Here is a 26,190-nt window from a genome sequence, read left to right as displayed (position 1 = left end):
AGGTCCGTGAAACAGCTCCGCGCCGATGATAGTGCGGATTCCCGTGTGAAAGTAGGTCATCGCCAGGCTCTTATTCCGCAGAACCCCCAGCCCCAAAAGGCTGGGGGTTTTTGCTTTGGCGCGGCGGAAAATCACGCCCGCGCCCCTCATGCCGTCATCCGCCGGTCCGCGACAGCCAGCGCAACGCCGGCCAGGCAGCAGCCTCCAACCAGCAATGCGGCTGGCACGGTGCCGTGCACTGCCAGTGAGCTGGCCGCAACCGGCATCAGCATCAGCACAGCCAGGTTGTTGATGCTTTCCGAGACGGCCAGAATCTGTCCCTTTGCTGCGCCGGCCCGCCGAGCCAGGATGGCGGTGCTAGATGGCGCCGCGATGCCGAGTGCCGCGCCCCACGCCAGCAGGCAGCCAAGCGACCCGGGCAACCCCAAGACGCCTGTTGTGAACAAGGTCAGGGCCACGGCGACAAGCGCGGTGGCCACTATCAAAACACTTTCCTCGCGCGCGAAGCACTGGCTGGCACGCCCTGCCAGCAGATTGCCAACGGCCAGGCCGAGGCCGAACACCGAAAGTGCCGCGCCGACGCCGGGCACGCCGAGCCCGTAACGCAGCCGCAGCACTTCCCCCGCTAGTACATAGGCCGCTACGGCGCTTCCATTCCAGGCGCCTTTCGCGATCAATGGAAGCAGGATGCCTGAAGATGCTGGGATGTTCCTGGATTTTTCCTGGCAGTCGCCGCTACGCGGCAGATTGCGCGGAAGTACGTGGCAGCCGGCAAGAAGGGCCGCCAGGCAACCACCTGCGGTGACAAGGAAGGGAGCGCGCCAGCCGAATCCATCGGCCAGTACCCCGGCCACTGCCGGGCCTGCGGCAATGCCGGCGGTCATGCCTAGCATGACGCCGCCCATGGCGCCAGCCTGCCGCGCCGGGGGAACCAGATCTGCGATCAATGCGAAGACGGTGGGAATCGTGGCCGCGGCGGCGAGCCCGCCGAGGATACGCAATGCCATGGCGGCATGCAGCGTAGGGACGAGCGTGAGGGCGATGCCATCGAGTGCGAACAACAGCAATGCAGCCAGCAGCACGCGGCGCCGTCCGGCACGATCGGAGAACCAGCCCATCAACGGCGCGGCCAAGGCATAGGAAAGGGCATAGGCAGAAACGAGTCCCGATGCGCGCGCCGGGGTGGTGGCAAAAGCGTCTGCAAGCGGCGCCAGCATCGGTGACAACATGAATTCAGCAGCGCCGACCATGCACACGGCGAGGGCAAGCACGGGCAGCAGGCAAGGAGATGGCATAGGGTAGCCTCCTCGGGCTTCAACATTGATGGGACGTGGCGATACCGGCCAAGACGTGCGAAACGCGACGTAACAAGGGCGCATCGCCGCCTAACAGTGGGTAAATCCGGAAAATGAATGCGCCGCTGAGTCGGGCAAGATGGGTGGTGCGAGCCGGCACCGGGTACTGCGAGAAGGGGCGATTCAGAAAGATCGCCGGGAAGTCAGGGATGATTCTATCGTATTGCCAGCAATCAGGGGCCACCGGTGCCCAGGCACCGGTGGCATGGCGGAAAGTTAGTCGGCCTCGATCTGCATCGACTTCAGCAGCGGCTGCCACTTGTCGCTCTCAGCCTTGAGCAGTGTGCGCAGGCCTTCCGGCGTCTGCTTGTCGACCGGCACGATTTCCGCACCCAGGCCATCGAGTTTCTTGATCACCACGGGATCTTGCAGCCCCTTCTGCAGCGCCTTGGTCAGCCGCGCCACTGCAGCGGGCGGCGTGCCCTTGGGCGCGTAGATGCCGTGCCAGACCTTGACGTCAAAGCCCTTGAGACCGCCTTCCTGCAGCGTTGGCGCACTGGGCAGCGCCTTGATCCGCGCCGGCGTGGTCACGCCGAACAGGCGCACGCGGTCGGCCTGGATATGGGGCAGCGTGGCCGTGGTCTGGTCGCACAGCAGGTCGACCTGGCCGCCCAGCAGTGCGGTCAGCGCGGGGCCGGCGCCCTGGTAAGGAATTGCATTGAGCTTGACGTGGACCGATTGCTCGAACAGCACGCCGCATAGTTGCGATACGGCGCCCAGCCCGGCATTGGCCAGCGACACCTTGTCCTTGTTCTGCGTCACGTAGCGGATCAGTTCCGGCACGGTCTTGGCCGGCAGGTCCTTGCGGCCCATCAGGGTCATCGGCACGTCCGCGACCTGGCCGACATACTCGAAATCCTTCAGCGGCGCGTACGACAGCTTCTTGTACAGTGCCGGCGCGGTCGCCATGCCATTATGGTGGATCAGCAGCGTATAGCCGTCCGCCTGTGCGCGGGCGACAAAGGCGGCAGCCACGGTGCCGCCGGCGCCGGTGCGGTTTTCCACCACCACGCTCTGACCGAGATCCTGCGACATCGCCTGCGCCAGCGTGCGTGCCACGACGTCGGTCGGGCCGCCGGCGGAGTAGGGGACGACCAGCGTGATCGGCTTGCCGGGGTAGGCGTCAGCCGCTGCCGCGGCGCTTGTGCCAGCCAGCGCCGAGGCCATCACCATCACGCCCGCCAGCCATCGTGGCCCGGCGCGCAAATCCTTCGCATCCTTCATTGCTGTCTCCAGATTGGTGCCGCGCCGTGAGTCCGGGGCGGCTTGTCGGGGTTGCGCGGCTAGCATGGGGGTATGCCGCCGCGACCGCAATCTGGTTCTCGTGAAGGGTGCCTAATCCGTGATGGAAGATCAGGCCGGCTGGCTGGTAGCCCGGTTGCCTCGGCACTGCACTGGTCAGGCGACCTCGGCCACGCGCACTTCCACCAGCAGCTTCTTCAGTTCCGGCACGCACGAGCCGCAGTTGCCGCCGGCCTTGACGCAGGCGGTGATCTCCGCGGGCGTCTTCAGGTCGTGCTTGCGCACGGCGTCGCAGATGGTGTTGCGGCCCACGCCAAAGCACGAGCACACGGTCGGGCCGGTGTCGGCGCCTTTCTCCATCGGCTGGCCGAGCAGCAGGCCGATGCGGTCGGCGTCTTCCAGCCGCTCGCGGCCGAACAGGCCGGCGAGCCACGCGCGCGAGGGCAACTCGGGCCGCGTCGACACGTAGACGCACGCTTCCAGCCGGTCGTTGACGACATAGCCCGCATGGTAGACGCCGGCGGTGCGGTCCTCGTACTCGAGCCAGTCGGCGTCCGGATCGGTCACGCCGAGCAGCGCGCGGGCCCAGGCGGTGCGGTCGGCCACGGTGTCGCGGCCGGCGAATTCATAGCGCTGGAACTGGCGGCCCTGCACGCGCGTCCAGTAGGTCAGCGCTTCCGCGGGCAGCGCGCTGCGGCTCAGCACGAAACCATGCCAGTTCACGCCGAATGGCTCCACCCGTACTGGCGTGTGCTTGAATTCGGGCTCGCCGGAAACGGGATCGACCACGGGATTGACCAGCGCGCCGACGCGTGCGTCGGAGCTGAACTGGCCGTTCCAGTGGATCGGCACGAACACGCTGCCGCGCGGGATGCCGCCGCCATGGCGCACGCGTGCCACCATCGCGCCCCAGCGCGTGCTGACGCGCGCGAGCTTGCCTTCGCCCACGCCGGACAACAGCGCGTCCTGCGGGTGCATGTCGACGAAGGGTTCGGGCAGGTGGTCGGCCAGCTTGGCCGACTTGCCGGTGCGCGTCATGGTGTGCCACTGGTCGCGCACGCGGCCGGTGTTGAGGATCAGCGGGAAATCGTCGTCGGGCGCGTGGGCCGGCGCGCGCGGCGGCGCGGCGACAAAGCGGGCCAGGCCGTCGGCATGGGCGTAGCGGCCGTCGGCAAACAGGCGCTGCGTGCCGGCGCCAGCCGGTGCGCCCGCTGGCAGCGGCCATTGCACGGGCTCCAGCGCGTCATAGTGCTCCTGGTCCAGGCCGGCCAGCCCGCCGATGTCGAACACGCGCGGTGCGGCATCGTTGCGCCAGGCGCTCAGGCGCGCGTGCTCGTCGAAAATCTCATGCACGCCCGCATAGTCGAAGCCGTCAAAGCCCATGCGGCGCGCGACGTCGCACAGGATCCGCCAGTCGGCGCGCGCCTCGCCAGGCGCGGGCAGGAAGGCACGCTGGCGGGAAATGCGTCGTTCCGAGTTGGTAACGGTGCCGTCTTTCTCGCCCCAGCCCAGCGCGGGCAGCAGCACGTGCGCGGCAGCATTGGTGTCGGTGCGCTCGATGATGTCGCTGGTGACTACCAGTTCGCACCTGGCCAGCGCGCGGCGCACCTGGTCGGCGTCGGGCAGGCTTACCACCGGGTTGGTGGCGATCACCCAGACCGCCTTGACGCGGCCGGCTTCGATCGCCTCGAACAGTTCCACCGCCTTCAGGCCCGGGCGGTCAGCCACCACCGGCGATTGCCAGAAGCTCTGCACGACGTCGCGATGCAGCGGGTTGGCCAGTTCCATGTGCGCGGCCAGCATGTTGGCCAGGCCGCCGACCTCGCGCCCGCCCATTGCATTGGGCTGGCCGGTAAGAGAGAACGGGCCCATGCCCGGGGCGCCGATGCGGCCGGTCAGCAGGTGGCAGTTGATGATGCTGTTGACCTTGTCGGTGCCGGCCGACGACTGGTTGACGCCTTGCGAGAAGGCGGTCACGGTCTTTTCCGTATCCGCGAACAGCTGGTAGAACGCCAGCACGTCCTGCACGTCCAGCTTGCAGGCGCGGGCCACGGCAGCGGGATCGGCGCAGGCCGCGTCCGCGGCCTGCAGGGCTTCATCCAGCCCCGCGGTGCTGGCGGCGACGAAGGCGGCGTTGGTGCGGCCTTCGCGCGCCAGGTAGCTCAGCAGCCCGTTGAACAGCCACACGTCGGTGCCCGGGCGGATCGCCAGGTGCAGGTCGGCCAGTTCGCAGGTGGCGGTGCGGCGCGGGTCGATCGCCACGATCTTCATCTCGGGGCGCGCTTCCTTGGCCCGGGACAGGCGCTGGAACAGGATCGGATGGCACCACGCGGTGTTGGAGCCCACCAGCACCACCAGGTCGGCCAGTTCCAGGTCTTCGTAGTTGCCCGGCACCAGGTCTTCGCCGAAGGCGCGCTTGTGGCCGGCCACTGCCGACGACATGCACAGGCGCGAGTTGGTGTCGATATTGGCGCTGCCGATGAAGCCCTTCATCAGCTTGTTGGCGATGTAGTAGTCCTCGGTCAGCAGCTGGCCCGAGACATAGAGCGCGACCGAATCCGGGCCGTGGCGGCGGACGATGTCCGAGAAGCCTTGCGCGACGGTGTCCAGCGCATGGTCCCACGAGACTTGCTGCAGGGAGCCATCGGTGCCGCACACCTTGGGGTGGAGCAGGCGGCCTTCCAGGTCCACGGTTTCACCGAGCGCCGAGCCTTTCACGCACAGCCGGCCGTGATTGGACGGGTGCTGCGCGTCGCCCGCGATCTCGACCTGGCCGTCGGCGCGCACGGTGGCGCGCACGCCGCAGCCGACGCCGCAGTACGGGCAGGTGGTGGCGGTGGTGGTGGTCAGGGTCGCCGAGACGACCGGGATGTCGGACAGGTTCACGCGTTCTCCGTGCGGGGGCGTTATATGGCTTACGGTGATGCTTATGCGGCGAGCGCTTCGCACTGCGCCTGACCGAACAGCAGGCGCTGGCGCAGCGCGCCCACCGGCGTGCGGCGCTGGATCATGTCGAAGTACCAGGGGCCGTCCTGCACGTCGCCGTACAGCACGGCGCCGACCAGATAGCCGTCCTGCAGCACCAGGCGCTTGTAGACGCCGCGGCGCGGGTCGCGCAGCACCAGGTCTTCACTGCCTTCGGCGCCGATGAAGTCGCCGGCGGAATACAGGTCGACGCCGGTCACTTTCAGTTTAGTCGCGGTGGCCTGCTGCACGTAGTGGCGATGGCCGGCGCCGGCGAGGTGCGCGGCGCACACGCGCGCCTGATCCCAGATCGGCGCCACCAGGCCGAAGGTGGCCTGGCGATGCTGCACGCACTCGCCCACGGCGTAGATGCGCGGATCATAGGTCTGCAGCGTGTCGTCGACGACGATGGCGCGCTCGCAGTGCAGGCCGGCGCCGGCGGCCAGCTCGATATTGGGGCGCACGCCGGCGGTCATCACCACCAGGTCGGCGGGGATCTCGCTGCCGTCCTTGAAGCGCACGCCGGTGACGCGGTCGATGCCGAGAATCTCCGCGGTCTGAGCGCCCAGCAGGAAGCGCAGGCCCTTGCGTTCGAGCGCGCCCTGGAGCAGCGTGGCAGCGGGCTTGTCGAGCTGGCGCTCCATCAGGCTGTCGGGCAGGTGCACCACGGTCACGTCCATGCCCTGGCGCAGCAGCCCGTTGGCGGCCTCCAGGCCGAGCAGGCCGCCGCCGATCACCACCGCATGGCGGTGGTCGCGCGCGGCTTGCTGCATGGTCTCCACGTCCTGGATATCGCGGAAGGCGATCACGCCGTCGAGCTGGTGCCCCGGCACCGGCAGGATGAAGGGCTTGGAGCCGGTGGCCAGCAGCAGGCGGTCGTAGCGCACTTCGCGGCCGGAGGCCGAGCGCACGATGCGGCGCGGGCGGTCGATGGCCACCACCGGATCGCCGGCAAGCAGTTCGATGCCATGCTCGGCGTACCACTCGCGCGTGTTCAGCATGATGTCCGCTACCGTCTTCTCGCCGGCCAGCACCGGCGATAGCAGGATGCGGTTGTAGTTGCCGTGCGGCTCGGCCCCGAACACCGTGATGTCGTACAGGTCCGGGGCGAGCCTGAGCAGCTCTTCCACAGTGCGCATGCCGGCCATGCCGTTGCCGACGACGACCAGGCGCGGGCGGGCTTGGGGGGTGGCGGAAGGCGTCATGCCGGCATCTCCGTTGGCGTGGCTTGAGGACAGGGGGAACATCAAATGGGCGCCGGTGTCAGGCTGCGAGTTCTTCCTCGGCCTCGCTCACGGCCACGCCGGCGGCAATCCAGACCTTGCCGTCATAGACGCGTGCGGCGTAGGCACTGACGGACTGCTCGGGCGCTTCCAGGCATTCGCCGGTGCGCAGGTCGAAGTGATGCTTGTAGATCGGCGAAGCCACCACCAGGCGCTCGCCGAGGTTGCCGACCAGCCCGCGCGACAGCACCGCGGCCTGCGAGTTGGGATCGAAGTTGTCGATGGCGTAGACTTCGTCGCCACGGCCGATGCGGAACACGGCGACCTGCTTGTCGTCGACCAGCGCGCACACACCAGTATTGGGCACGATATCGCGTACGGTGCAGACGGCGGTCCAGGTCTCAGGATGGTGGGGATGGCTCATCACGTTCTCCTTGTTTGCGGCACGGTCAGGCTGCTTTTGCGGGCATGGCAACCACGGGAATCTGGCTCAGGCGAGAACGACGCAATTTCCGTTCCTCCGGCGTGGCCGGGCGGATCTGCCCGCGCTCTTCGACAAAGGCGACGTTGTCGTCGCGGCGGTCGCTGTTGACGAAATGGCGGAAGCGCTTGCGCGTCTCGGGGTCGGTCACGGCCTTCTTCCACTCGTCTTCGTAGGTGTCGACCACATGCTGCATCTCGGCTTCCAGTTCGGCGGCGAGGCCCAGCTTGTCGTCCAGCACCACGGCCTTGAGGTAGTCCAGGCCGCCTTCGAGGTTGTCGCGCCAGACGCTGGTGCGCTGCAGGCGGTCGGCGGTGCGCACGTAGAACATCAGGAAGCGGTCGATGTAGCGCACCAGGGTGTCGTGGTCCAGGTCGCTGGCCAGCAGCTCGGCGTGGCGCGGCTTCATGCCGCCGTTGCCGCACACGTACAGGTTCCAGCCCTTGTCGGTGGCGATCACGCCAACGTCCTTGCCCTGCGCCTCGGCGCATTCGCGGGTGCAGCCGGACACGCCGAACTTGATCTTGTGCGGCGCGCGCAGGCCCTTGTAGCGGTTCTCCAGCTCGATCGCCAGGCCCACCGAATCGCCCACGCCATAGCGGCACCAGGTGGAGCCCACGCACGACTTCACCGTGCGCAGCGCCTTGCCGTAGGCATGGCCGGACTCAAAGCCGGCGGCGATCAGTTCTTCCCAGATGAAGGGCAGTTCCTCGGCGCGCGCACCAAACAGGTCCACGCGCTGGCCGCCGGTGATCTTGGTGTAGAGACCATACTTCTTGGCCACCTGGCCGACCGCGATCAGGCCCTCGGGCGTGACTTCGCCGCCCGGCATGCGCGGCACCACCGAATAGGTGCCGTCCTTCTGGATGTTGGCCAGGTAGTAGTCGTTGGAATCCTGCAGGCTGGCGTGCTCTTCCTTGAGCACGAACTCGTTCCAGCACGAGGCCAGGATGCTGCCCACCGCGGGCTTGCAGATGTCGCAGCCCATGCCCTTGCCATGCGCTTCCAGCAGCGCATCGAAGGTCTTGAACTTGCCCACGCGAACCAGGTGATACAGCTCCTGGCGCGAGTACGGGAAGTGCTCGCAGAGGTGGTTGTTGACGGCCATGCCCTGCTTCTTCATCTCGGCCTTCATGATCTGCGTGACCAGCGGCACGCAGCCGCCGCAGGCGGTGCCGGCCTTGGTGCAGGTCTTGAGCGCGCCGATGCTGGTGGCGCCGTCGCACACGGCCGCGCAGATCTCGCTCTTGGAGACGTTGTTGCACGAGCAGATCTGGGCGGTGTCGGGCAGGGCATCGGCGCCCAGCGCGGGCTTGGCCTTGCCGCTGCTGTCGGGCAGTATCAGGAACTCGGGCGACTCGGGCAGCTCGATCTTGTTCAGCATCATCTGCAGCAGCGTGCCGTACTCGCTGGCGTCGCCGATCAGCACGCCGCCCAGCAGGTACTTGCCGCAGTCGGACACCACCAGCTTCTTGTAGACCTCCTTGCGGTCGTCGCAGAACTGGTAGAAGCGCGCGCCCGGCACGGTGCCGTGCGGGTCGCCGATGCTGGCCACGTCCACGCCCATCAGCTTGAGCTTGGTGCTCATGTCGGCGCCGGCAAACTCGGCGGCTTCGCCCTGCAGGTGGCGCGCGGCGACGCGGGCCATGTCATAGCCCGGCGCCACCAGGCCGTAGATCTTGCCTTGCCACAGCGCGCATTCGCCGATGGCGTAGATGTCGGGATCCGAGGTGAGGCACTGGTTGTCCACCACGATGCCGCCGCGCTCGCCCACCGCCAGGCCGCTGGTGCGCGCCAGTTCGTCGCGCGGGCGGATACCGGCCGAGAACACGATCATGTCGGTGTCGAGGTGGGTGCCGTCGGCAAACACCATGCGGTGGGTGCCGTCTTCGCCGTCGATGATCTCCACCGTGTTCTTGCCGGTGTGCGCGGTCACGCCCAGGCCATGGATCTTCTGGCGCAGCATGCGGCCGCCGCCTTCGTCGACCTGCACCGCCATCAGGCGCGGCGCAAACTCGACCACGTGCGTTTGCAGGTCCATGTCGCGCAGCGCCTTGGCGCACTCCAGGCCAAGCAGGCCACCGCCGACCACTACGCCGGTCTTCGAGCGCGCACCGCATTCGCGCATCGCTTCCAGGTCTTCGATGGTGCGATAGACAAAGCAGTCCTTGCGGTCCTTGCCCGGCACCGGCGGCACGAAGGGGTAGGAACCGGTGGCGAGGATCAGCTTGTCATAGGACAGGGTCTCGCCGGTCGACACCTTCACCGTGCGCGCGGCGCGGTCGATCTCCACCGCACGCGCATTCAGGCGCAGCAGCATGTTGTTGTGCTGCTCGAAGAAGCCGGCGGGCACCAGCGACAGGTCCTCGGCTGACTTGCCGGCGAAGAATTCGGACAGGTGCACGCGATCGTAGGCGGGACGTGGTTCTTCGCACAGCACGGTCACTTCCACGTTCTGCGCGCCGGCTTCCGCCAGGCACTCCAGGAACTTGTGACCCACCATGCCGTGGCCGACGATGATCAGTTTCATGATGCTTTCCTTGTCCGGTAGTCAGTCTTTGCTGCTTGTTGTGCTGTGGGGGCGATGCTTCAAAATCAGCTGGCCATTGCGCTGTCGTACAGCGCCTGCTCCTGGGCCTTGTGCTCGGCGGTGAAGCGGATGGCGATGGCGCAAAGTGCGGAGATGGTGGCGAGCACGCCCAGCACTGTCAGCGTGTGCTGCAGGTCGCCCAGGCCCTTGAGCAGGAAGCCCGCGGCGACGGCGCCAACGTTGCCGCCCGCGCCGATGATGCCGGCCACGCCGCCCAGCGCCTTGCGGTCGATAAAGGGCACCAGCGCGTAGGTCGCGCCGCAGGCCATGTGGGTGAACAGGCCGAACAGCAGCATCGCGACCACGGCCAGCGTCACACTGCCGGCCTGCGCGAACCACAGCAGGCCCAGGCCTTCGCCCAGGATCAGCACGAACAGCAGCGTGGCGCGTGCGTCCAGGCCGCGGCGGCGCGCCGCCTTGTCCGACAGCCAGCCACCCAGGGCGCGGGCAAACAGCGCCAGCAGGCCGAAGCTCGCGGCGGCCATGCCGGCAGCCTTCAGGCTCAGGCCGAAGCGGTCCACGTAATACGAGGCGGCGATGTTGTGGATGAAGATCTCAACGCCGAAGCAGGCGCCGTAGGTGATGAACAGCAGCCACACGCGGTAGTTGGCGCTGGCGGCGCGGAAGCTGGCCCAGCCGCCGCCCTTGCCACCGTCCTTGCCGGTGATGGCGATGCCGCGGGCGCGCAGGTCCGAGTAGTTGCCTTCCGGGCAGTCCTGGGTGAAGCGCCAGTAAATGACGGCCATGATCAGCATCAGCACGCCCGGCACCAGCAGGGCGAAGCGCCAGCCGAACGCGTGGTCGGCGCCGAGCATCAGCACGGCAGCCAGCAGCAGCGGCATGATGGCCTGTGCGGCGCCGCCGCCGGCATTGCCCCAGCCGGCCGCGGCCGCGTTGGCGGTGCCGACCACGTTGGGCGCGAACATCACCGAGGTGTGGTACTGCGTGATCACAAAGCTGGCGCCGACTGCGCCGATCAGCAGGCGGAAGGTCAGGAAGGTCTCGTAGTTCTGTGCCAGCGCCACGCCCAGCACCGGCAGCGCGCCCAGCGCCAGCAGGCCGGTGTAGGTCTTGCGCGGGCCGAAGCGGTCGCACATCGGGCCAATCACCAGGCGCACCAGGATGGTCACCGCCACCGCCGCGATATTGATGTTGGCGATCTGGCCCGGGGTCAGGCCGAACTCGCCCTTGAGCACAGGCATCAGCGGAGCGCAGGCAAACCACGCAAAGAAGCAGACGAAGAACGCCATCCAGGTCAGGTGGAAGGCGCGCATCTGCGGGGTCCTAAAGCTCAGCAGCTCGATGCGGGTGGCTTTGGCGGTCATCGTCCTTGGCTCCAAAAAACAAATGGCGTCCCGCAGACCAGGCCGCTCAGGCCAGTTCAGGGGACGCCGTTGTCCTGACAGCCACTACATGGGATAGGGGCTGCGTATGTGGGGTGGGCCGGTCGCCGTTGACGGGCCCGTACCCTGTTACGCAAGGGGTGTGCCAGGCCGGCATGTGACGGTGAGTGGGGGTTTGTTGCGCTGGGTGCGGCGGAGTGATGCCGGGATGCGCTGTGGTGGGGCGGCCGCCGGGCTGGCGGCACACTCATGGTGCAGTGCGGTGGGCTGCGCTGGTGCGATGCAATACCGCGGTCGGCGCTACTGGTCCGAAGCCGGGGACTGGGCGTTGACGGGAATGATCCGCATATCGCGCGGCGACACTTCCACGCCGTCCTCGTCGACCAATGCCGCGCGCACCAGCTTGCCGCTGGCGCGCGAGCGGATCTGCACCGGGCCTTCGCCGGACGGGGCCATGTGGCTGTCGCCCCACTGCATCAGGCCGACCAGCACCGGCAGCAACTCGACGGCCGCGCGGGTGGGGCGGTATTCGAAGCGTTCGCGCTCGCCGGGCTCGCGGTAGCCGACCTTGCGCAGCAGGCCGGCGTCGGTCAGCGTCTTGAGGCGCGCGGACAGCACCGCGGGCGAGCATTCCAGCCGGCGCAGGAAGTCGTCGAAGCGCGTCACGCCATGGAAGACATCGCGCAGGATCAGGATCGTCCACTTTTCGCCGATCAGCGACAGCGTCGCGGCAATCGAGCAGTGGCGGAGGTCGGACGCATTGAGGGTCATGATGCCGGCAAGCATAGCATGCTGACTTCATTTGCAAAAGTCAGGTTATCTCCTATACTCTGACTACGAATTTTGAATCCAGATGGTGCCGGGATGGATGATCAGAGCGAGGCCCGCACGGGCAAGGCGGAAAGCTGGACGGTGGGACGGGGCGTGCAGGTCACGCTGCGCCATACGCGGCCTCAGGATGGCAGGGCGCTGCGCGCGCTGGTGGATGGGCTCTCGCGTGAGAGCCGCTACTTCCGCTTCCTGAGCGGCGGGCGCGTGGTGGACGCGATTGTCGACGGCCTGGCCGCGCCCGGACCTGGCGGGGTGGCGCTGGTGGTGGAGGCGCCCGACGAAGTTGGTGTCTCAGCCATTGTCGCCAGCGCGGAATACGTGGTGTCCGGGCAGGTCGGGGAATTTGCCGTGGTGGTTGCCGACGGCTGGCAAGGGCAGGGACTGGGGCGGCGCCTGATCGCCAGGCTGTGCGAACTGGCGCGCGCGGCCGGCCTGCGCACCCTGCGCGGCGACGTGCTCAGCGAGAACCGCCGCATGCTGGCCATCCTGCGCGGCCTCGGCTTTGCCAGCCGCCGCAATCCGCAGGACAGCCACCTGCATGAAGTCACGCTGGCGCTTGGCCAGCCGGCGCGCAGCCCGCAGCGGCTGCCGGCGGACTGGTTCGGCGCGCGCTGATTAACTGGCGTCGCGCTTGCCGCGCGAGGTCATGGTGCAACCTGCCGAGGCCGTGATGATGCTGGCGATCGCCAGCCATTGCAGCGCGCTCAGCTGTTCATGCAGGAACGCCAGCCCGGCCAGCGCGCCCATCGCCGGCTCCATGCTCAGCAGGATGCCGAAGGTGCGCCGGTGCAGGCGCTTGAGCGCCACCATTTCCAGCGAATAGGGGATCGCGCTCGACAGGATGCCCACCGCCAGCCCGAACAGCAGCAGCGTCGGGCTGAACATCGCGGTGCCCGCATGCGCGAGCCCGAACGGCAGCACCACCAGCGCCGCCATGGTCAGCCCCAGCGCGGTGGCCTGCCCGCCGTGGGCGTTGCCCGCCATCTGCCCGAACACGATATACAGCGCCCAGCCCACGCCCGCGGCCAGCGCATAGCCGATGCCCACCGGATCGAGCGTGCCGGCGGCATCGCCGACCGGCAGCAACAGCAGCAGCCCGGCCACGGCAAAGGCGATCCACAGGAAATCAATCGCGCGCCGCGACGACAGCACCGCGACCGCCAGCGGCCCGGTGAACTCGATCGCGATCGCCAGCCCCAGCGGGATGGTGCGCAGCGACATGTAGAACAGCAGGTTGGTCGCGCCCAGCGCCGCGCCGTACAACGCGATCGCGCGCGCGTTGGTTCGCGTCAGCGGGATGCGCCACGGGCGCCAGACGCACAGCAGGATCAGCGCGGAGAAGCTCACCCGCAGCGCCGTGGTGCCCTGTGCCCCGAGCGCCGAGAACAGGCTCTTGGCAAAAGAGGTGCCGATGCACAGCGAGGCCATCGAGCCGGTCAGGGCCAGCACGGCGAGCAGGGTCGAGCGACGGTGGGCGGCGGTTTGCGGCAATTTGGGGATCCTGTTTTATGGCGTGGCCTGTGCAATGCTGCCGCATCATGCGGCAAGCACGGCGCGGGCGCCATATACAGGTGCGGGCCAGTGGCTCAGTACAGTTGGCCGTGCCCCGGGCACGCCGCTGCTCAGTGATCCCGAGCCGCCGCCTTGCGCCGCTTGCCGGGTTTGCTGGCGCAGTCCGGGCAACGCCCCAGTAGCGTCAGCTCGTGGTGCTCCACTTCGAAACCCGGTGGCGTGATCTCTTCCAGATGCCCGGGGCACCCTTCCAGCGGGAAGACGCGGTCGCACGACAGGCACTGGAAATAGTGCCGGTGGGTCGCGGCACCCGGCACTTCCGACAATTCATAGCGGTCCGGCTGGCCCGGCAGTTCGACGGCATGCACCTGCTCGCCTTCCACCAGGGCACGGATGTTGCGGTAGACCGTAGCCAGTCCCAGTGAGGGCACCTGGTGCTGGGCCGCGGCCAGGATCTCGGCCGGGCTCAGGGGCCGGCCGGCTTCGCGCAGCGCGTCGATGACGGCGCCGCGTTGACGGGTCATGCGTTCCATGACTAGAATCTTAATGAGAAATTATTATCATTAGTGAGTCGCTGCGGTTTGCCAGTCGGATGGCCGCCGCCGCGACTCGTTTTTATTGGGGTGTTCCTTATGCTGCTTGCGCAGCTCAGCCGTGCCCGGCGCCGCGCGCCGTTTTCGTTCCTGCCTGTTGTGCCAGACCTGCGCCCGGTCCAGGCGCGTTCATTGCGGCCGGTTGCTGCCCTGATGCTGGCGATGTCCGGCCTGGCCGAGGCGGCGGATACCGCCGAGGCCTCCGATATTACGCTGCCGGCGGTGTCGGTGGTCGGCACGGCCTCCGCATCATACAACCCGCCCGACGCCTCCGGCGCGACCCGCACCGACACGCCGCTGCGCGAAATTCCACAGTCGGTGCGCGTGGTGCCGCGCGCCATGCTGGACGATATCGCCGCGACCCGTTTCGACCAGACCTTCGACTATGTCAGCGGCATTGCGCGCCAGAACAACTTCGGCGGCCTGTGGGACAACTTCGCCATGCGCGGCTTCACCGGCCATGAGAACACCGGCGCGGGCTACCTGGTCAACGGCTTTGCCGCCAACCGCGGCTATACCGCGCCGATGGATGCGGCCACGATCGAACGCGTGGAAGTGCTCAAGGGCCCGACGTCATCGCTGTACGGCACCAGCGAGCCGGGCGGCACCTTCAACGTGGTCACGCGCCAGCCGCAGTTCCGGCCTGCGCAGCGCTATGGCTTCGAGCTTGGCACGCGCGACGGCTATCGTGCCACGGCCGATGTCACCGGCCAGCTTGGCGAGAACGTGGCCGGCCGGCTGATCGCCGTGGCCGACCACCAGGGCAGCACGCGCGACTACATCAACAGCCAGCGCTACCTGGTGGCGCCGTCGTTCACCTGGACCCTGGGCAACGACACCGTGCTGCAGTACGCGGCCGAATTCCAGCGCTACACCACGCCGATGGACCGCGGCGTGGTGGCCGTCAACGGCCAGCTGGGCCGCATCCCGCGCTCGCGCTTCCTGGGCGAGCCCGGCGACGGCGACATGCGGCTGGACAGCCAGTCGCACCAGCTCAGCGTGGAGCACCAGTTCAGTCAGAACTGGAAGGGCAGGCTCGGCCTGTCCTACCGCGGCGGCGCACTGACGGGACATAGCAGCGAGGCGACTTCACTGGCCGCCGACGGCCGCACGCTCTGGCGCCAGCGCCGCTACCGTGACTTCCAGTCGGACGATGTCTCGCTGCAGGCCAGCGTGACCGGCAAGTTCAGCACCGGCCCGGTCGGGCATGAACTGCTGATGGGGGTGGATGCCTACCGCTTCGGCAATACCATGGCGATCCTGCGCAAGAACCCCAGCGCCGCGGCGCCGTACGCGATCGACATCTACGACCCGGCCTATGGCCAGCCGGCGCCGCCGATGCCGTGGAACATGGACACGTACGAGCGCCAGCGCAATCTCGGCGCCTACGCGCAGGACCAGCTGAGCCTGGGCGAGCGCTGGCGCGTGCTGGCCGGCGTGCGCTTCGACGCCTTCGACCAGTCGCTGGACAACCACCTGCGCGGCACGCGCACCACGCAGCACCAGAACGCAGTGTCGCCGCGCGTGGGCGTGAGCTACCTGGCCAGCCAGAACGTGTCGCTGTTTGCCAATGCCAGCCAGTCATTCCGTCCCAATGCCGGCGCCGACGCCGCGGGGCTGCCGTTCGACCCCGAGCGCGGCCGCGCGGTGGAGGCCGGCATCAAGTTCGACAGCGAGGACCGCCGCAGCGGCGCCACGCTGGCCATCTTTGAGATCCGCAAGCGCAATGTGCTGGCCACCGACCCGTCCGATCCCTCCTTCTATATCGCCGCCGGCGAAGCGCGCAGCCGCGGCCTGGAGCTGGATGTGGCCGGGCAGCTTGGCACCCACTGGCGCGTATCGGGCAGTTTTGCGCTGACCGATGCCGAGATCACGCAGGACACGCGCCTGGCCGCCGGCACGCCGCTGTCCAACGTGCCGCGCACCAGCGGCAGCGTGCTGGCGGTATACGAGGATGCCGCGCCGGTGGGCCAGCGCTATGGCGTTGGTGCCGGCCTGCGTTATGTGGGGCGGCGTCCGGGCGATGTGCAGGACAGCTTCTCGCTGCCGGCCTATGTGCTGGTGGACCTGCATGGCTACTGGCAATACAGCCGCAACGTGCGCGTGTCGCTCAACGTGGGCAACCTGTTCGACAAGACTTATTACGCCAGTTCGTACAGCAGCCTGTGGATTGCGCCGGGCGCGGGCCGCAGTGTGCGGCTGGGCGTGCAACTGAGCTATTGACGATGCTGCCAGCCAAGGCGCGCACTGCCGCGCCCCTGCCTTCTCCGACAGTCTTCCCTTCTGCCGCGGTCGCGCGGCCGGCCGGCGGCCGGCTGCTGTCCATCGACGCTCTGCGCGGACTGGTGATCCTGATCATGCTGCTGGACCACGTGCGGGACATGTTCTTCCTGCACGTCCAGGTGGCCGATCCCATGGATGTCGCCACGACCTCTCCGGCACTTTTCTTCAGCCGGCTCGCCGCGCATCTGTGCGCACCGGTTTTCATCTGGCTGGCCGGCATATCGGTGTGGCTCTACGGTGCCGCCGGGAACGACCGGCGCGCCGTCAGCGGCTTCCTGCTCAGGCGCGGCGTGTTCCTGGTGCTGCTGGAGGTGACGCTGGTCGGCTTTGCCTGGACCGGGACCTTGCCGCCGCAGGTGATCTACCTGCAGGTGATCTGGGCCATCGGCCTGAGCATGATGGCGCTGGCGGCACTGGTGTGGCTGCCGCGGGCAGTGCTGATTGCCGCGGGCATTGCGCTGGTTGCCGGCCACAACCTGCTGAGCCCGCTGCATTTCCCGGTGGACAGCGCCTGGCACGTGCCCTGGGCCATCCTGCACGACCGCACCTGGATCGAGGTGGCTGATGGTTTCAGGGTGCGTACCTCATACCCGGTGCTGCCGTGGATCGGCGTGATCGCGCTGGGCTATGCGGCGGGGCCGTGGTTTGCCGTCACGGTGCCTGCCGCGGTACGGCAGCGGCGGCTGGCTGGATGCGGGCTGGCGGCGCTGGCAGGCTTTGCGGTGCTGCGCGCGCTGAACGGCTACGGGCAAGAGCAGAAATGGCTGGCGGGCAGCGACGCCTTGCATACCGCGATGAGCTTCCTCAACGTCACCAAATACCCGCCGTCGCTGCTGTTCCTGCTGCTGACACTGGGCGTGGGCTGGTTGCTGCTGGTGTGGCTGGAGCGAGCGCAGGGCGGCTGGATCGCGCGGCGCCTGGCCGTGTTCGGCGCCGTGCCGATGTTCTTCTACCTGCTGCACCTCTACGTGCTGCAGGGGCTGTACCAGGCTTGCGTGCACCGCTGGGGCCTGAACCAGGGCAAGGTGTTCGGCCTCGACCACGTCTGGCAGCTGTGGCTGGGCGCGGCCGTGCTCGCCCTGGCGCTGTGGCCGGCGGTGCGCTGGTTCGCGGCGCTGAAAGCAAGGCGGCGGGACTGGCGCTGGCTGAAGTACTTCTGACCAGCGCCTGGGTCCCGCACGTCCCGGCTCAGCGCGGCGTGGCCGCGACGGGTGCCGGCTGTGCCGCCGCCGGGGATTGCGCCGGAGCCTGAGGTTGCGCTGCGGCCTGGGGCTGGGCTGCTGCCTGAGCCGGTGCCACGGCTTGAGGCTGTGCGGCGGCTTGGGGCCGTGCCACGGCCTGAGGTTGCGCCGCGGCTGGAGGTTGCGCCACGGCCTGCGGCTGCGCCACGGCTTGAGGCCGTGCCACCGCCTGGGGCTGTGCCGCGGCTTGCGGCCGCGCGGCGGGTGCCTGGCGTGCGCCGCCATTGGCCGCCGGGGCGGCCTCGGTCACCTCGCGCCAGCCGCCGCCGAGCGACTTGTACAGCGATACGCGGCTGGTCAGGCCGGCCAGCTTGTACGTGATCAGCGCCTGCTGCGCGGTGTAGAGCTGGCGCTGCGCGTCGAACACGCCGAAGTAGTCGTCCACGCCGTTCTTGAAACGCATTTCCGACAGCCGCCGGGTCTCGCTGCCTTCGCGCACCAGCGCTTCCTGCGCCTGCACCTGGCGCTCGTAGGTGGCGCGTGCCGCCATGCTGTCGGCCACTTCGCGGAACGCGGTCTGGATGGTCTTCTCGTAGTTGGCGATGTTGATGTCCTTGCGCACGTTGGCCGCATCCAGCCCGGCCCGGTTGCGGCCGGCGTCGAAGATCGGCACGGTCAGCTGCGGCGCGAACACCCATGCCATGCCGCCGGAGAACAGCCCCGCCAGGCTGCTGCTGGCCACGCCCAGCGCGCCGGTCAGCGAGATGCGCGGGAAGAACGCCGCGCGTGCCGCGCCGATATTGGCGTTGGCCGCCTTGAGGCGGTGTTCGGCGTTGAGGATGTCAGGGCGGCGCACCAGCACGCTGGACGGCAGCCCTTCGGGGAACTCGCTCACCAGGGTGCGCGCGTCCAGCGGATCTCGCGCGGCGGCGTTGGCGTTGGCCGTTGCCGCGCCGGCATCGGTCACGGATTTCGGCAACGGGCCGCCGATCAGCAAGGACAGCGCGTTCTCATCCTGCGCCACCTGCCGCGTGTATTGCTCAACGCCGACCTGCGAGGTCTGCACCTGGGTTTGCGCGCGATGCTGGTCCAGCTGCGCCATCGCACCAACCTGCCGCCCGCGCCGCACCATCTCCGCCGCGTCCTGCTGCGTCTTCAGCGTGTCCTGCGACAGCTTCAGCAGCGCGCGGTCGGCCAGCAGCGTCAGGTAGGCGTTGGCCACCTCGGACACCAGGCTGATCTGCGCGCTGCGGCGCGCTTCCTCGGTGGCCATGTATTCCTCGAGCGCGGCATGCTTGAGGCTGCGCACCCGGCCGAAGAAATCAAGCTCGAACGCCGTAAAGCCGATGCCCGCGTTGTAGGTGGTGATCTGCGGCGACTGGCCCGCCGCGCGCAGCCGTTGCGGCAACCGCTGCGAGACCATGCCGGCATTGCCTTCCACCGTGGGGAACTGCGCCGCGCGCTCGATCTGGTACAGCGCGCGCGCTTCGTCGATGGCAAGCGTGGCCATGCGCAGGTCGCGGTTGTTGGCCAGCGCCAGTTCGATCAGCTGGCGCAGTTGCGGGTCGACGAAAACATCGCGCCATCCCAGGTCCGCGGCCGAAGGGCCGGCGGGTTGAGCCGGCTGGCCCGGCTGCGCCGCACCGGCCTGCGGGGTGCGGTAGGCAGCGCCCTCCGGCCACGCCGACGGGACCGGCGCGTCGGGGCGCTGGTACTGCGGTTCGAGCGTGCAGGCAGCAAGGGCCAGCACGAGTGCGCCGGGCAGCAGCAGGCGCGGCGGGGGCAGGGGACGGGGGCGTGGCAGGCTTCGCATGGATGGTTCCGGAGAGTGGGGATTGTTATCTGGCATGGTTCAGCCCAGCAGCGCGCGCCGCACAAAGCGCGACAGCGCCAGCTTGGGCTGCCCCTGCCGGGCAATGTTGTGTGCGGGATCGGTGAACAGCAGCCGGATCAGCGCGTGGCGCGCCGCCATGCCGGCGTTCAGGGCGATGCCCAGCAACTGGCCGTCGCGGCGCACCACGCGGCACGGGATCCAGCCGGCCTGCGCCAGCCACAGCGCGCCCTCGGTGCCGGCTGGAATGGCCGGCGCCAGCGGCGTGGTGACGGCAACGCCGTTGCAGGAAAGATCCCTGGTGGTCACGCGGTATTCCTTGCCATCCACGCGCAGCAGCGCTGCCGCGCGGTGCGGGAAGCGCTCTTCCTTGCGCGGGCGCGGCAGTTCCACGCAGACCAGCAGCGAGGCCAGGTACAGCATCAGCGCCACCCCGGTCCAGATGGTGTTGAAGGCGAGCCCTTGCGCATCGGGGTCCACCACCAGGGCGCGGCCCAGTCCCAGCGCGGAGAAGCCCAGCAGCCCCGCGTACAGTGCAGCGAACTTGCCGTGGATCACCAGTTTGGAGCGGTCCAGCCCCTTGTTGGTCACCTTGAAAGGCCGTCCGAACGGCTTGAACATCGCGCTCACCAGCGATGCGGTGACGGCCAGCGCCGCCACGATCTGCGTGACTTCGGTGAAGATCGGCAGCGCGCGCTGGCCGGTGATCCAGATGCTGTACGCCCAGTACGCCACCAGCGCCGGCAGGCCGTAGGCGAGAAACTGCAGCGGCTCGCCATACAGGGTGGAGACGCCGAGGTACCAGTACAGCAGCGGCCCTGCCAGCAGCATCAGCGTGAATGGCCGCGACAGCCAGTGCAACAGGCCGTGCACGTAGTGCAGCCGCTGCATCCCGGTGTAGCCGCGCCCGCGCAGCGGCCCGTCCGCGGTCAGCGCCACCTGGATCGTGCCCAGCCCCCAGCGGCTGCGCTGGCTGATGTACTCGGGCAGGCCTTCGGCTGACAGGCCCACGCTCAGGCGCTCATTGAGCCAGCGCGTGATATAGCCGTGCGGCAGCAGCCGGTAGGTCAGGTGGATGTCCTCGGTCACCGTGCCGGTGGGGAAGCCGCCGATCAGGTCGATCAGGTCGCGCCGCACCACGAACGAGGTGCCGATGCAGAACGCCGCGCCCCAGGCGTCCTTGGCCGGCTGCATCACGTCGAAGAAGGCGCGTTGCTCATCGACCCAGCATTCGGTGGCGCGCAGGTTGTACTGGATCGGATCCGCGTTGTAATAGAACTGGGGTGTCTGCACCACGCCCACGCGCGCATCGCTGAACAGCCCCACGGTGCGCAGCAGGATATTGCGATGCGGCGCGAAGTCGGCGTCCAGCACCAGGATGTAGGGCGCGCCGCCGGCCGCGGCGCTGTGGCGCAGGCCGTTGTTGAGATTGCCGGCCTTGGCGTGGGCGTTGTCCGGGCGCGTCACGTAGTGCGCGCCGACCCGTTCGCAGAACTCGCGCAGCCAGTCGCGGCGGGTGTCGTCCAGCACCCAGACGCGGAAGTCGGGATAGTCGATCGCCAGCGCCGAGACAATGGTCTTCTCCAAAATGTCCAGGCCTTCGTTGTAGGTGGCGATGAAGATGTCCACCGGCGGCACCTGCTTCGCGCGGCGCAAGGCGGCCTCGCCCGCGTCGGCGTCGGGGGTGTGGTTGCTGGTGCGCGCCAGCACCACGATCGACAGCAGCGTATAGGCCAGCGTCATGCATTCGAAGGCAAAGAACACATGGGCCCACACGCTGGCGAAGTTCATCTGCCAGTCGGGCAGCGTTTCGCGGACGCGCCAGGTCAGGTATACCGCCAGCAGCAAGGCGGTGACGCCGCCGAACAGCACGCGGTCCGCCGGCCGGTCTTGCCGGCACAGCATCGAGAGCAGCACCATCGCCAGCAGCACGCCGCCATTGATGACCAGCAGCGTCTGGTTTTCCAGAAACAGGGCGAACATCGTCACTCCTTGGCGGCGGTGTTGATAGGGGTGGTTGCAGGTGCCGCGGCCGCAATGGCCGGCGGCGGGCAGGACGGTTCCAGGCATCCGCCCGGACGGAAGGGGTTCCAGCGCGCCGCGGCCAGCACGGCCCATGCAGTGGCGCCCAGGTGGGGCAGGTGGAAGTAGTGGAAGTCCTCCGTGGTCGAGGTGGGCCCGATCGACAGCCCGGTGCTGATGCGCGCCTCGGGCGTGGCGTAGAGCATCCCGGACGGCGCCCGCTGCGACAGCAGCAGCTGCCACAGTGGCTGCGCCTGTTGCGCCTGCCCGGCGGCCTGCAGCACCAGCGCGGCCTGCCCGGTGCCTTCGGTCCAGATGCCGTCGGGGCCGCCCTTGAAGCCGTAGCCCGCGCCGGCGCGGTGCTTGGCCTCCACCCACGCCAGGTTGCGGCGCCAGTCCTGCGGCGGGTCCGGGATCGCGATCAGCGGCCACAGCACCGCATCCAGCGCGGACGGGCCGGCGTTTGGCGCGCGCCCATCGTCGCGTGTGCCGATGATGAAGCGGCCCTCGCGCGCCTGCCACATGGCGCCGACAAAGCCGCGCGAGCGCGCCGCGCCGTCGCGCCAGCGCGGATCGTTGCGCTGGCTGGCGAGCCAGCTGAAGGCGGCATAGGTATCGACGTTGTGCTCGGTTGATTTCCAGCCCTGGCGGGTCTGCTTCGGCTCATGGCCGAAGAAGCCGCCGATATAGCCGGCGGGCGCGCCCGTGTCGGGCACGGTGGCATGCACCCAGCCCATCAGCGCGGCGGCGCCATCCAGGTAGCGCGCATCGCGGGTGGCCTCATGCACGGCCAGCAGCAGCAGCGCGGCCCAGGCCACGTTACCGGTGGCAGTGCCGGCCTGGTAGGCATCTTCAAACCAGCGCTTGCTGGGCTCGTCCCACCAGCCTGGCAGGGGCACCGCGCCGGCCGGCAGCGGGCCGGCGCGATAGGCGTTGCGCAGGCGCGCATCGCGGAAGTGGCGGTCCTGGCGGGTTGCCTGCAGCACGGCGTCGGCAATGCGGCGCGCTTCGGCGGGACGCTTGCAGGCCACCAGCGCGATGCCGGCCAGCGCGTTGTCGTAGACGAAGGCGGCATTGCGCAGCGCCGGGGCCAGCGGCCCGCCGCCCGGCGCCGGCTCATAGCTGGCGAGAAACAAGGGGCCGTTGCCGCTTTCACGGCTGACGCGCTCGGCCAGGGTCTTGCAGCCGTCGGCCAGCAGGGTCTGCTGGGCAGGCTCGGCAGCGCGCGCCGCGCCTGGCGCCAGCGCGAGCACGGCGGGAAGCAGCGCGCCGGCAACCAGGCGGGGCAGGCGTGCAGTCGGGATCGGCAGTCGCATCCGGGTCTCCTTTGCCTGCGTCGGCGGTTATATCAGCGATGCCCGCAGCTGGCCCAGCCAGCTCTGGTTCAGCGTCACGCGCGCCCAGCGGCCCATGCCGCAATGGCCGGACTGGGTTGGCCCTGCCGCTGCCCGTGCTGCTGCCCCTGACGCCCCGCCAGCCTTGCCGGGCACGTTGCCCAGCGGGCGGTCGAGCTTGGCGATCACATAGATCTCGTTCTTCTCGATCGGCGGGAAGGGCACGAAGTAACGCGCCTGGTCGCCGTCCGGCGCGCGCGGCAGTACCTCTGCCACCGATGCCGGCAACGCCGTGGGCACGCCGTCGACATTCACGTTCAGCCGTGCACCGGGCAGCAGGTTGTCGCTGAGGCTGCGCGGGAACACCGCAACCACGCGCGTCTGCGCGCAGTTGCTGGCGCGCGCCAGGGTGGCGCCGGCGGCCACGCGCATGCCGGGCTGCGCGATCAGGTCTTCGATGGTGCCGGGTTCGGCCGAGCGGATCTCCAGGTTCGAAAGCCGGTCGAGGCGTTCCTGTTCCGTGGCGATCATCTCGTCCACCGACTTGCCATAGGCCTCCAGTTGTTCCAGCTCTGCCGTCAGCTGTGCCGATTCCGCGCCCAGTACCTGGCGCCGCTGGGCCAGCGTGGCGCTGGGGCCGTCGGTGGATGAGGCATAGACCTTGTTGCGCGCGGCCTCGCTCACGCTGACTGCGTTATCGAGCTCGGCCTTGGCCGCTGCCTTGGCATTGGAAAGCATCGACAGCTGGTAGCGCGAGGCATTGGTGTAGGCCTCGCTGACGGCCCCGGCCCACTGCATGTTCTGGTTGCGGTTGACCACTTCCTGCTGCTGGTCTTCCTGTGCCCGGGCCGATGCCAGGCGCGCCTCCAGGGCGCGCACGCGCGCACCGTGCTCGCGTTGCGCAGCGCTGTTGTAGCGCTGCAGGTCCTGCTCGGTGGCGGCCATCAGCCGGCGGTTGCTTTCCAGCCGCGCGCGGGCGGAGTCATGGCGCTGCTGGTTGTCGAGCTTCTTGCCGGTCAGGTCGACCAGCAGCGAACGGTCGATGTTCGGGTTCTGCACGATCATCAGCGCCTGGTTGGCCGAGAACGACTGGCCCGCGGCCACCATCTGCTTCGTCACGATGCCTTCCACGGGAGAAGTCACCAGGCTGACCGGACTGTTCACCACGGCCCGCTCCGACGAGCGCGTAAACACATTTGGAAACATGATTGTCAGTACGGCCCAGATGATGAACAGCACCACGCCGTAGCCCGCCATGCGCGGCACGATGTGCCAGAGCGGCACGGTAACGGGCTGCGGGCGTTGCACCAGGCCGTCGCCGTGGGGCTGGCGCAGCGGAGCCGGTGTCAGCGGGTGTTGTCTGGGTGGCGGATTATTGCGCTGGTCGGCCATGGTGTTGTTCTCCGGCAAGCAAAGTCAAAAAGCGTCCCCGCCGGCATGCACAGGGTGCATGCCGGATGAGCGAAAATTCCACGCAAGCGGGTAGCGTCGCGCAAGGGCTGTCGCGCGGTGCCCGGCTTGCATGTCCCCAATTCAGCTTGTTGTCTGCAGCACGCTCGATGTGGCCAGGCCGTATCGGCGCGCCTTGCATTCGGGCCGACAAGCGGCCCCTGGATTTGCCCGGCTTCATCCGGGCAGAGTTGAACAATGGCCAGTCAATGGCCAAGAAGTGGCAGCCCGCTGACGCAAAGATTCATGCACTCAGGCCACCGCGTGTGAGTTAAAGGCTAGTCAGTTGCCCCGTCGCGTGCTGTAAAAATGTGTAAGGGGAGGCTGTAGCACTGCTTAATACGGCAGTAACATGGCATGCCGTTGCACGACGAATGCAGCACACATTGACGGGGTTTTGACGCTGGTGAAGGAGTTGAATCCGGCAGCGATGGCAGCTGACGCGCGCTGCCGTGACGCGGCTAATCGTCGGCGGCGAGTGGCGGCGCGATGTGCTCCAGCGGCCGCCGTTCGGCGTCGATGCCGAAGCGCAATGCCAGCAGCCCGGCGACGATCACCAGCAGCGCGCCGAAGCCGTAGCCTGCCGCCACGGCTTCGCGGCTGCCGCTTTCAATCAGCGCGCCCAGCAGCACCGGCGCGATAAAGCCGCCGGTGCCGGTGCCCACGGCGTAGAACACCGAGATCGCCAGCGCGCGCATTTCCAGCGGGAAGACTTCGCTGGCGGTCAGGTAGGCGGAGCTGGCCGCGGCCGAGGCCAGGAAGAACACCGCCGACCAGCACAGCGCCTGGCCGCGCGCATCGAGCCAGCCTTCAACGAAGGCCCAGCCGGTCAGTGCCAGCCCGATGCCGGACAGCACGTAGGTGGCGGCAATCATGCGCCGGCGCCCGATGTGGTCGAACAACGGGCCAAGCAGCAGCGGCCCCAGCGCGTTGCCCAACGCAAAGGGAAAGATATACAGCGCCACGCGCGCTTCCGGCACGGCATAGAAGCGTGTCAGCACCAGCGCATAAGTGAAGAAGATTGCGTTGTAGAAGAAGGCCTGCGCCACCATCAGCGCCAGCGTGATCATGCTGCGGCGGCGGAAGCGCCGCAACAGCAGGCGCATGACTTCGCCCACGCCCGGCGCGGCGCGCCGGCGCATCGCCACCGCGACGCAATCCGGTGCCACCGGCGGCAGCGGGCCATGGCGGGCGCGCACCTCGGCCTCGATCGCGGCGATCACGCGCTCGGCCTCTTCCAGCCGGCCATGGGTGGCAAGCCAGCGCGGGCTCTCCGGCACATGCTTGCGCACCAGCACGATGGCCACGGCCAGTACCGCGCCCAGCGCGAAGCAGACGCGCCAGCCCCAGACCGGGCCGAACACGCGCGCATCGAGCAGCACCAGGCTCAACCCGGCGCCGAGTGCCGCGCCCAGCCAGAAGCTGCCGTTGATGGCCAGATTGACGCGCCCGCGCACGCGCGCCGGGATCAGTTCGTCGATGGCGGAATTGATGGCCGCGTATTCGCCGCCGATGCCAAGGCCGGTAAAAAAGCGGCAGGCCGCAAAGAAGGCAAAGCCGGGAGAGAACGCGGTGGCCAGCGTCGCCACCATGTAGACCGCGAGCGTGGCCAGGAACAGCCGCTTGCGCCCGAGCCGGTCGGCCATGCGCCCGAACACCAGCGCCCCCAGCACCGCGCCGGCGATATAGAGCGAGCCTGACCAGCCGACCTGCGTCGCGGTCAGGCCCAGCGTATCGGGGCGCTCCAGCACGGCGCCGACCGAGCCCACCAGCGTGACTTCGAGGCCATCGAGGACCCAGGCGACGCCCAGCGCAATCGCCATGCGCCAGTGCCAGCGCGACCATGGCAGGCGGTCCAGCCGCCCCGGAATGTCGGTGCGGAATGCGGTGTCGACGGGAAGGCTGGCGAGGGCGGTATCGGTTGGCATTGCCAACCAGTATAGGAAACGGGTGCAA

18 protein-coding genes are annotated in these 26,190 nt (G+C 68.4%); 3 read left to right on the top strand and 15 right to left on the bottom strand.

Annotated features, from left to right (window positions below; all coding sequences use genetic code 11):
- Positions 1–146: 146 nt before the first annotated feature.
- The 8 genes from AC3WQZ_RS19765 to AC3WQZ_RS19730 form a co-directional block, all read right to left on the bottom strand.
- Positions 147–1,295: an MFS transporter gene (locus tag AC3WQZ_RS19765; protein WP_492301107.1), complete on the bottom strand. Its 1,149-nt coding sequence runs from the start codon at positions 1,293–1,295 to the stop codon at positions 147–149.
- A gap of 276 nt (positions 1,296–1,571) precedes the next feature.
- Entirely contained in the window at positions 1,572–2,579 is a 1,008-nt protein-coding gene (locus AC3WQZ_RS19760; protein WP_010814242.1) for a tripartite tricarboxylate transporter substrate-binding protein, read from the bottom strand.
- A 174-nt stretch (positions 2,580–2,753) separates the two neighbouring features.
- A complete protein-coding gene (locus AC3WQZ_RS19755) occupies positions 2,754–5,483 on the bottom strand; it encodes a molybdopterin-dependent oxidoreductase (RefSeq protein WP_492301106.1) in 2,730 nt (909 codons plus the stop codon).
- A gap of 41 nt (positions 5,484–5,524) precedes the next feature.
- Positions 5,525–6,766 carry an NAD(P)/FAD-dependent oxidoreductase gene (locus tag AC3WQZ_RS19750; RefSeq protein WP_010814240.1) on the bottom strand — a complete coding sequence of 414 codons (1,242 nt, stop codon included), beginning with the start codon at positions 6,764–6,766 and terminating at the stop codon, positions 5,525–5,527.
- A gap of 58 nt (positions 6,767–6,824) precedes the next feature.
- Positions 6,825–7,208, bottom strand: a complete 384-nt coding sequence (gene nirD, locus AC3WQZ_RS19745) for a nitrite reductase small subunit NirD (protein ID WP_010814239.1) — start codon at positions 7,206–7,208, stop codon at positions 6,825–6,827.
- A gap of 25 nt (positions 7,209–7,233) precedes the next feature.
- Positions 7,234–9,795 carry a nitrite reductase large subunit NirB gene (gene nirB / locus AC3WQZ_RS19740; protein WP_011616796.1) on the bottom strand — a complete coding sequence of 854 codons (2,562 nt, stop codon included), beginning with the start codon at positions 9,793–9,795 and terminating at the stop codon, positions 7,234–7,236.
- A 65-nt stretch (positions 9,796–9,860) separates the two neighbouring features.
- Positions 9,861–11,180: an MFS transporter gene (locus AC3WQZ_RS19735; RefSeq protein ID WP_010814237.1), complete on the bottom strand. Its 1,320-nt coding sequence runs from the start codon at positions 11,178–11,180 to the stop codon at positions 9,861–9,863.
- Between the two features lie 318 nt (positions 11,181–11,498).
- Complete coding sequence (locus AC3WQZ_RS19730) at positions 11,499–11,984, bottom strand: winged helix-turn-helix transcriptional regulator (RefSeq protein WP_010814236.1); 486 nt, start codon at positions 11,982–11,984, stop codon at positions 11,499–11,501.
- 78 nt (positions 11,985–12,062) lie between these two features.
- On the opposite strand from AC3WQZ_RS19730, the gene AC3WQZ_RS19725 reads away from it, so the two are divergent.
- Positions 12,063–12,644, top strand: a complete 582-nt coding sequence (locus tag AC3WQZ_RS19725) for a GNAT family N-acetyltransferase (RefSeq protein WP_492301104.1) — start codon at positions 12,063–12,065, stop codon at positions 12,642–12,644.
- Here AC3WQZ_RS19725 and AC3WQZ_RS19720 read toward each other — a convergent pair whose 3' ends face one another.
- Positions 12,645–13,520 carry an EamA family transporter gene (locus AC3WQZ_RS19720; protein WP_010814234.1) on the bottom strand — a complete coding sequence of 292 codons (876 nt, stop codon included), beginning with the start codon at positions 13,518–13,520 and terminating at the stop codon, positions 12,645–12,647.
- Positions 13,521–13,651: 131 nt separating this feature from the next.
- Positions 13,652–14,074, bottom strand: a complete 423-nt coding sequence (locus AC3WQZ_RS19715) for a Fur family transcriptional regulator (RefSeq protein ID WP_010814233.1) — start codon at positions 14,072–14,074, stop codon at positions 13,652–13,654.
- Positions 14,075–14,173: 99 nt separating this feature from the next.
- On the opposite strand from AC3WQZ_RS19715, the gene AC3WQZ_RS19710 reads away from it, so the two are divergent.
- Both AC3WQZ_RS19710 and AC3WQZ_RS19705 read left to right on the top strand, forming a co-directional pair.
- A complete protein-coding gene (locus AC3WQZ_RS19710; protein ID WP_492301103.1) occupies positions 14,174–16,357 on the top strand; it encodes a TonB-dependent siderophore receptor in 2,184 nt (727 codons plus the stop codon).
- A gap of 2 nt (positions 16,358–16,359) precedes the next feature.
- A complete protein-coding gene (locus AC3WQZ_RS19705; protein ID WP_492301102.1) occupies positions 16,360–17,577 on the top strand; it encodes an acetyltransferase domain-containing protein in 1,218 nt (405 codons plus the stop codon).
- A gap of 28 nt (positions 17,578–17,605) precedes the next feature.
- Here the strand turns inward: AC3WQZ_RS19705 and AC3WQZ_RS19700 are convergent, their stop codons facing one another.
- The 5 genes from AC3WQZ_RS19700 to AC3WQZ_RS19680 form a co-directional block, all read right to left on the bottom strand.
- The gene (locus tag AC3WQZ_RS19700) at positions 17,606–19,402 is read right to left on the bottom strand and encodes an efflux transporter outer membrane subunit (protein ID WP_492301108.1); all 1,797 of its coding nucleotides are present in this window, start codon (positions 19,400–19,402) and stop codon (positions 17,606–17,608) included.
- Positions 19,403–19,450: 48 nt separating this feature from the next.
- The gene (locus AC3WQZ_RS19695; RefSeq protein ID WP_010814229.1) at positions 19,451–21,412 is read right to left on the bottom strand and encodes a glycosyltransferase; all 1,962 of its coding nucleotides are present in this window, start codon (positions 21,410–21,412) and stop codon (positions 19,451–19,453) included.
- A gap of 2 nt (positions 21,413–21,414) precedes the next feature.
- Entirely contained in the window at positions 21,415–22,767 is a 1,353-nt protein-coding gene (locus tag AC3WQZ_RS19690; RefSeq protein WP_439669785.1) for a hypothetical protein, read from the bottom strand.
- A 27-nt stretch (positions 22,768–22,794) separates the two neighbouring features.
- Positions 22,795–24,177: an HlyD family secretion protein gene (locus AC3WQZ_RS19685; protein ID WP_010814227.1), complete on the bottom strand. Its 1,383-nt coding sequence runs from the start codon at positions 24,175–24,177 to the stop codon at positions 22,795–22,797.
- A gap of 518 nt (positions 24,178–24,695) precedes the next feature.
- The gene (locus tag AC3WQZ_RS19680) at positions 24,696–26,162 is read right to left on the bottom strand and encodes an MFS transporter (RefSeq protein ID WP_492301101.1); all 1,467 of its coding nucleotides are present in this window, start codon (positions 26,160–26,162) and stop codon (positions 24,696–24,698) included.
- Positions 26,163–26,190: the final 28 nt, after the last annotated feature.

The sequence above is a fragment of the Cupriavidus sp. FW305-26 genome (genome assembly GCF_058787975.1).
Note: the sequence above shows the minus strand (reverse complement) of the source record. Positions and strands in the feature narration are given on the sequence as shown.

What these genes read in the sequence shown, in the direction of transcription:
- AC3WQZ_RS19695 (WP_010814229.1), bottom strand. Translation starts at nt 21,412, where the DNA reads ATGTTCGCCCTGTTTCTGGAAAACCAGACGCTGCTGGTCATCAATGGC.
- AC3WQZ_RS19725 (WP_492301104.1), top strand. Translation starts at nt 12,063, where the DNA reads ATGGATGATCAGAGCGAGGCCCGCACGGGCAAGGCGGAAAGCTGGACG.
- AC3WQZ_RS19735 (WP_010814237.1), bottom strand. Translation starts at nt 11,180, where the DNA reads ATGACCGCCAAAGCCACCCGCATCGAGCTGCTGAGCTTTAGGACCCCG.
- AC3WQZ_RS19710 (WP_492301103.1), top strand. Translation starts at nt 14,174, where the DNA reads ATGCTGCTTGCGCAGCTCAGCCGTGCCCGGCGCCGCGCGCCGTTTTCG.
- AC3WQZ_RS19705 (WP_492301102.1), top strand. Translation starts at nt 16,360, where the DNA reads ATGCTGCCAGCCAAGGCGCGCACTGCCGCGCCCCTGCCTTCTCCGACA.
- AC3WQZ_RS19760 (WP_010814242.1), bottom strand. Translation starts at nt 2,579, where the DNA reads ATGAAGGATGCGAAGGATTTGCGCGCCGGGCCACGATGGCTGGCGGGC.
- AC3WQZ_RS19730 (WP_010814236.1), bottom strand. Translation starts at nt 11,984, where the DNA reads ATGCTTGCCGGCATCATGACCCTCAATGCGTCCGACCTCCGCCACTGC.
- nirD (WP_010814239.1), bottom strand. Translation starts at nt 7,208, where the DNA reads ATGAGCCATCCCCACCATCCTGAGACCTGGACCGCCGTCTGCACCGTA.
- AC3WQZ_RS19680 (WP_492301101.1), bottom strand. Translation starts at nt 26,162, where the DNA reads ATGCCAACCGATACCGCCCTCGCCAGCCTTCCCGTCGACACCGCATTC.
- AC3WQZ_RS19750 (WP_010814240.1), bottom strand. Translation starts at nt 6,766, where the DNA reads ATGACGCCTTCCGCCACCCCCCAAGCCCGCCCGCGCCTGGTCGTCGTC.
- AC3WQZ_RS19690 (WP_439669785.1), bottom strand. Translation starts at nt 22,767, where the DNA reads ATGCGACTGCCGATCCCGACTGCACGCCTGCCCCGCCTGGTTGCCGGC.
- nirB (WP_011616796.1), bottom strand. Translation starts at nt 9,795, where the DNA reads ATGAAACTGATCATCGTCGGCCACGGCATGGTGGGTCACAAGTTCCTG.
- AC3WQZ_RS19765 (WP_492301107.1), bottom strand. Translation starts at nt 1,295, where the DNA reads ATGCCATCTCCTTGCCTGCTGCCCGTGCTTGCCCTCGCCGTGTGCATG.
- AC3WQZ_RS19685 (WP_010814227.1), bottom strand. Translation starts at nt 24,177, where the DNA reads ATGGCCGACCAGCGCAATAATCCGCCACCCAGACAACACCCGCTGACA.
- AC3WQZ_RS19715 (WP_010814233.1), bottom strand. Translation starts at nt 14,074, where the DNA reads ATGGAACGCATGACCCGTCAACGCGGCGCCGTCATCGACGCGCTGCGC.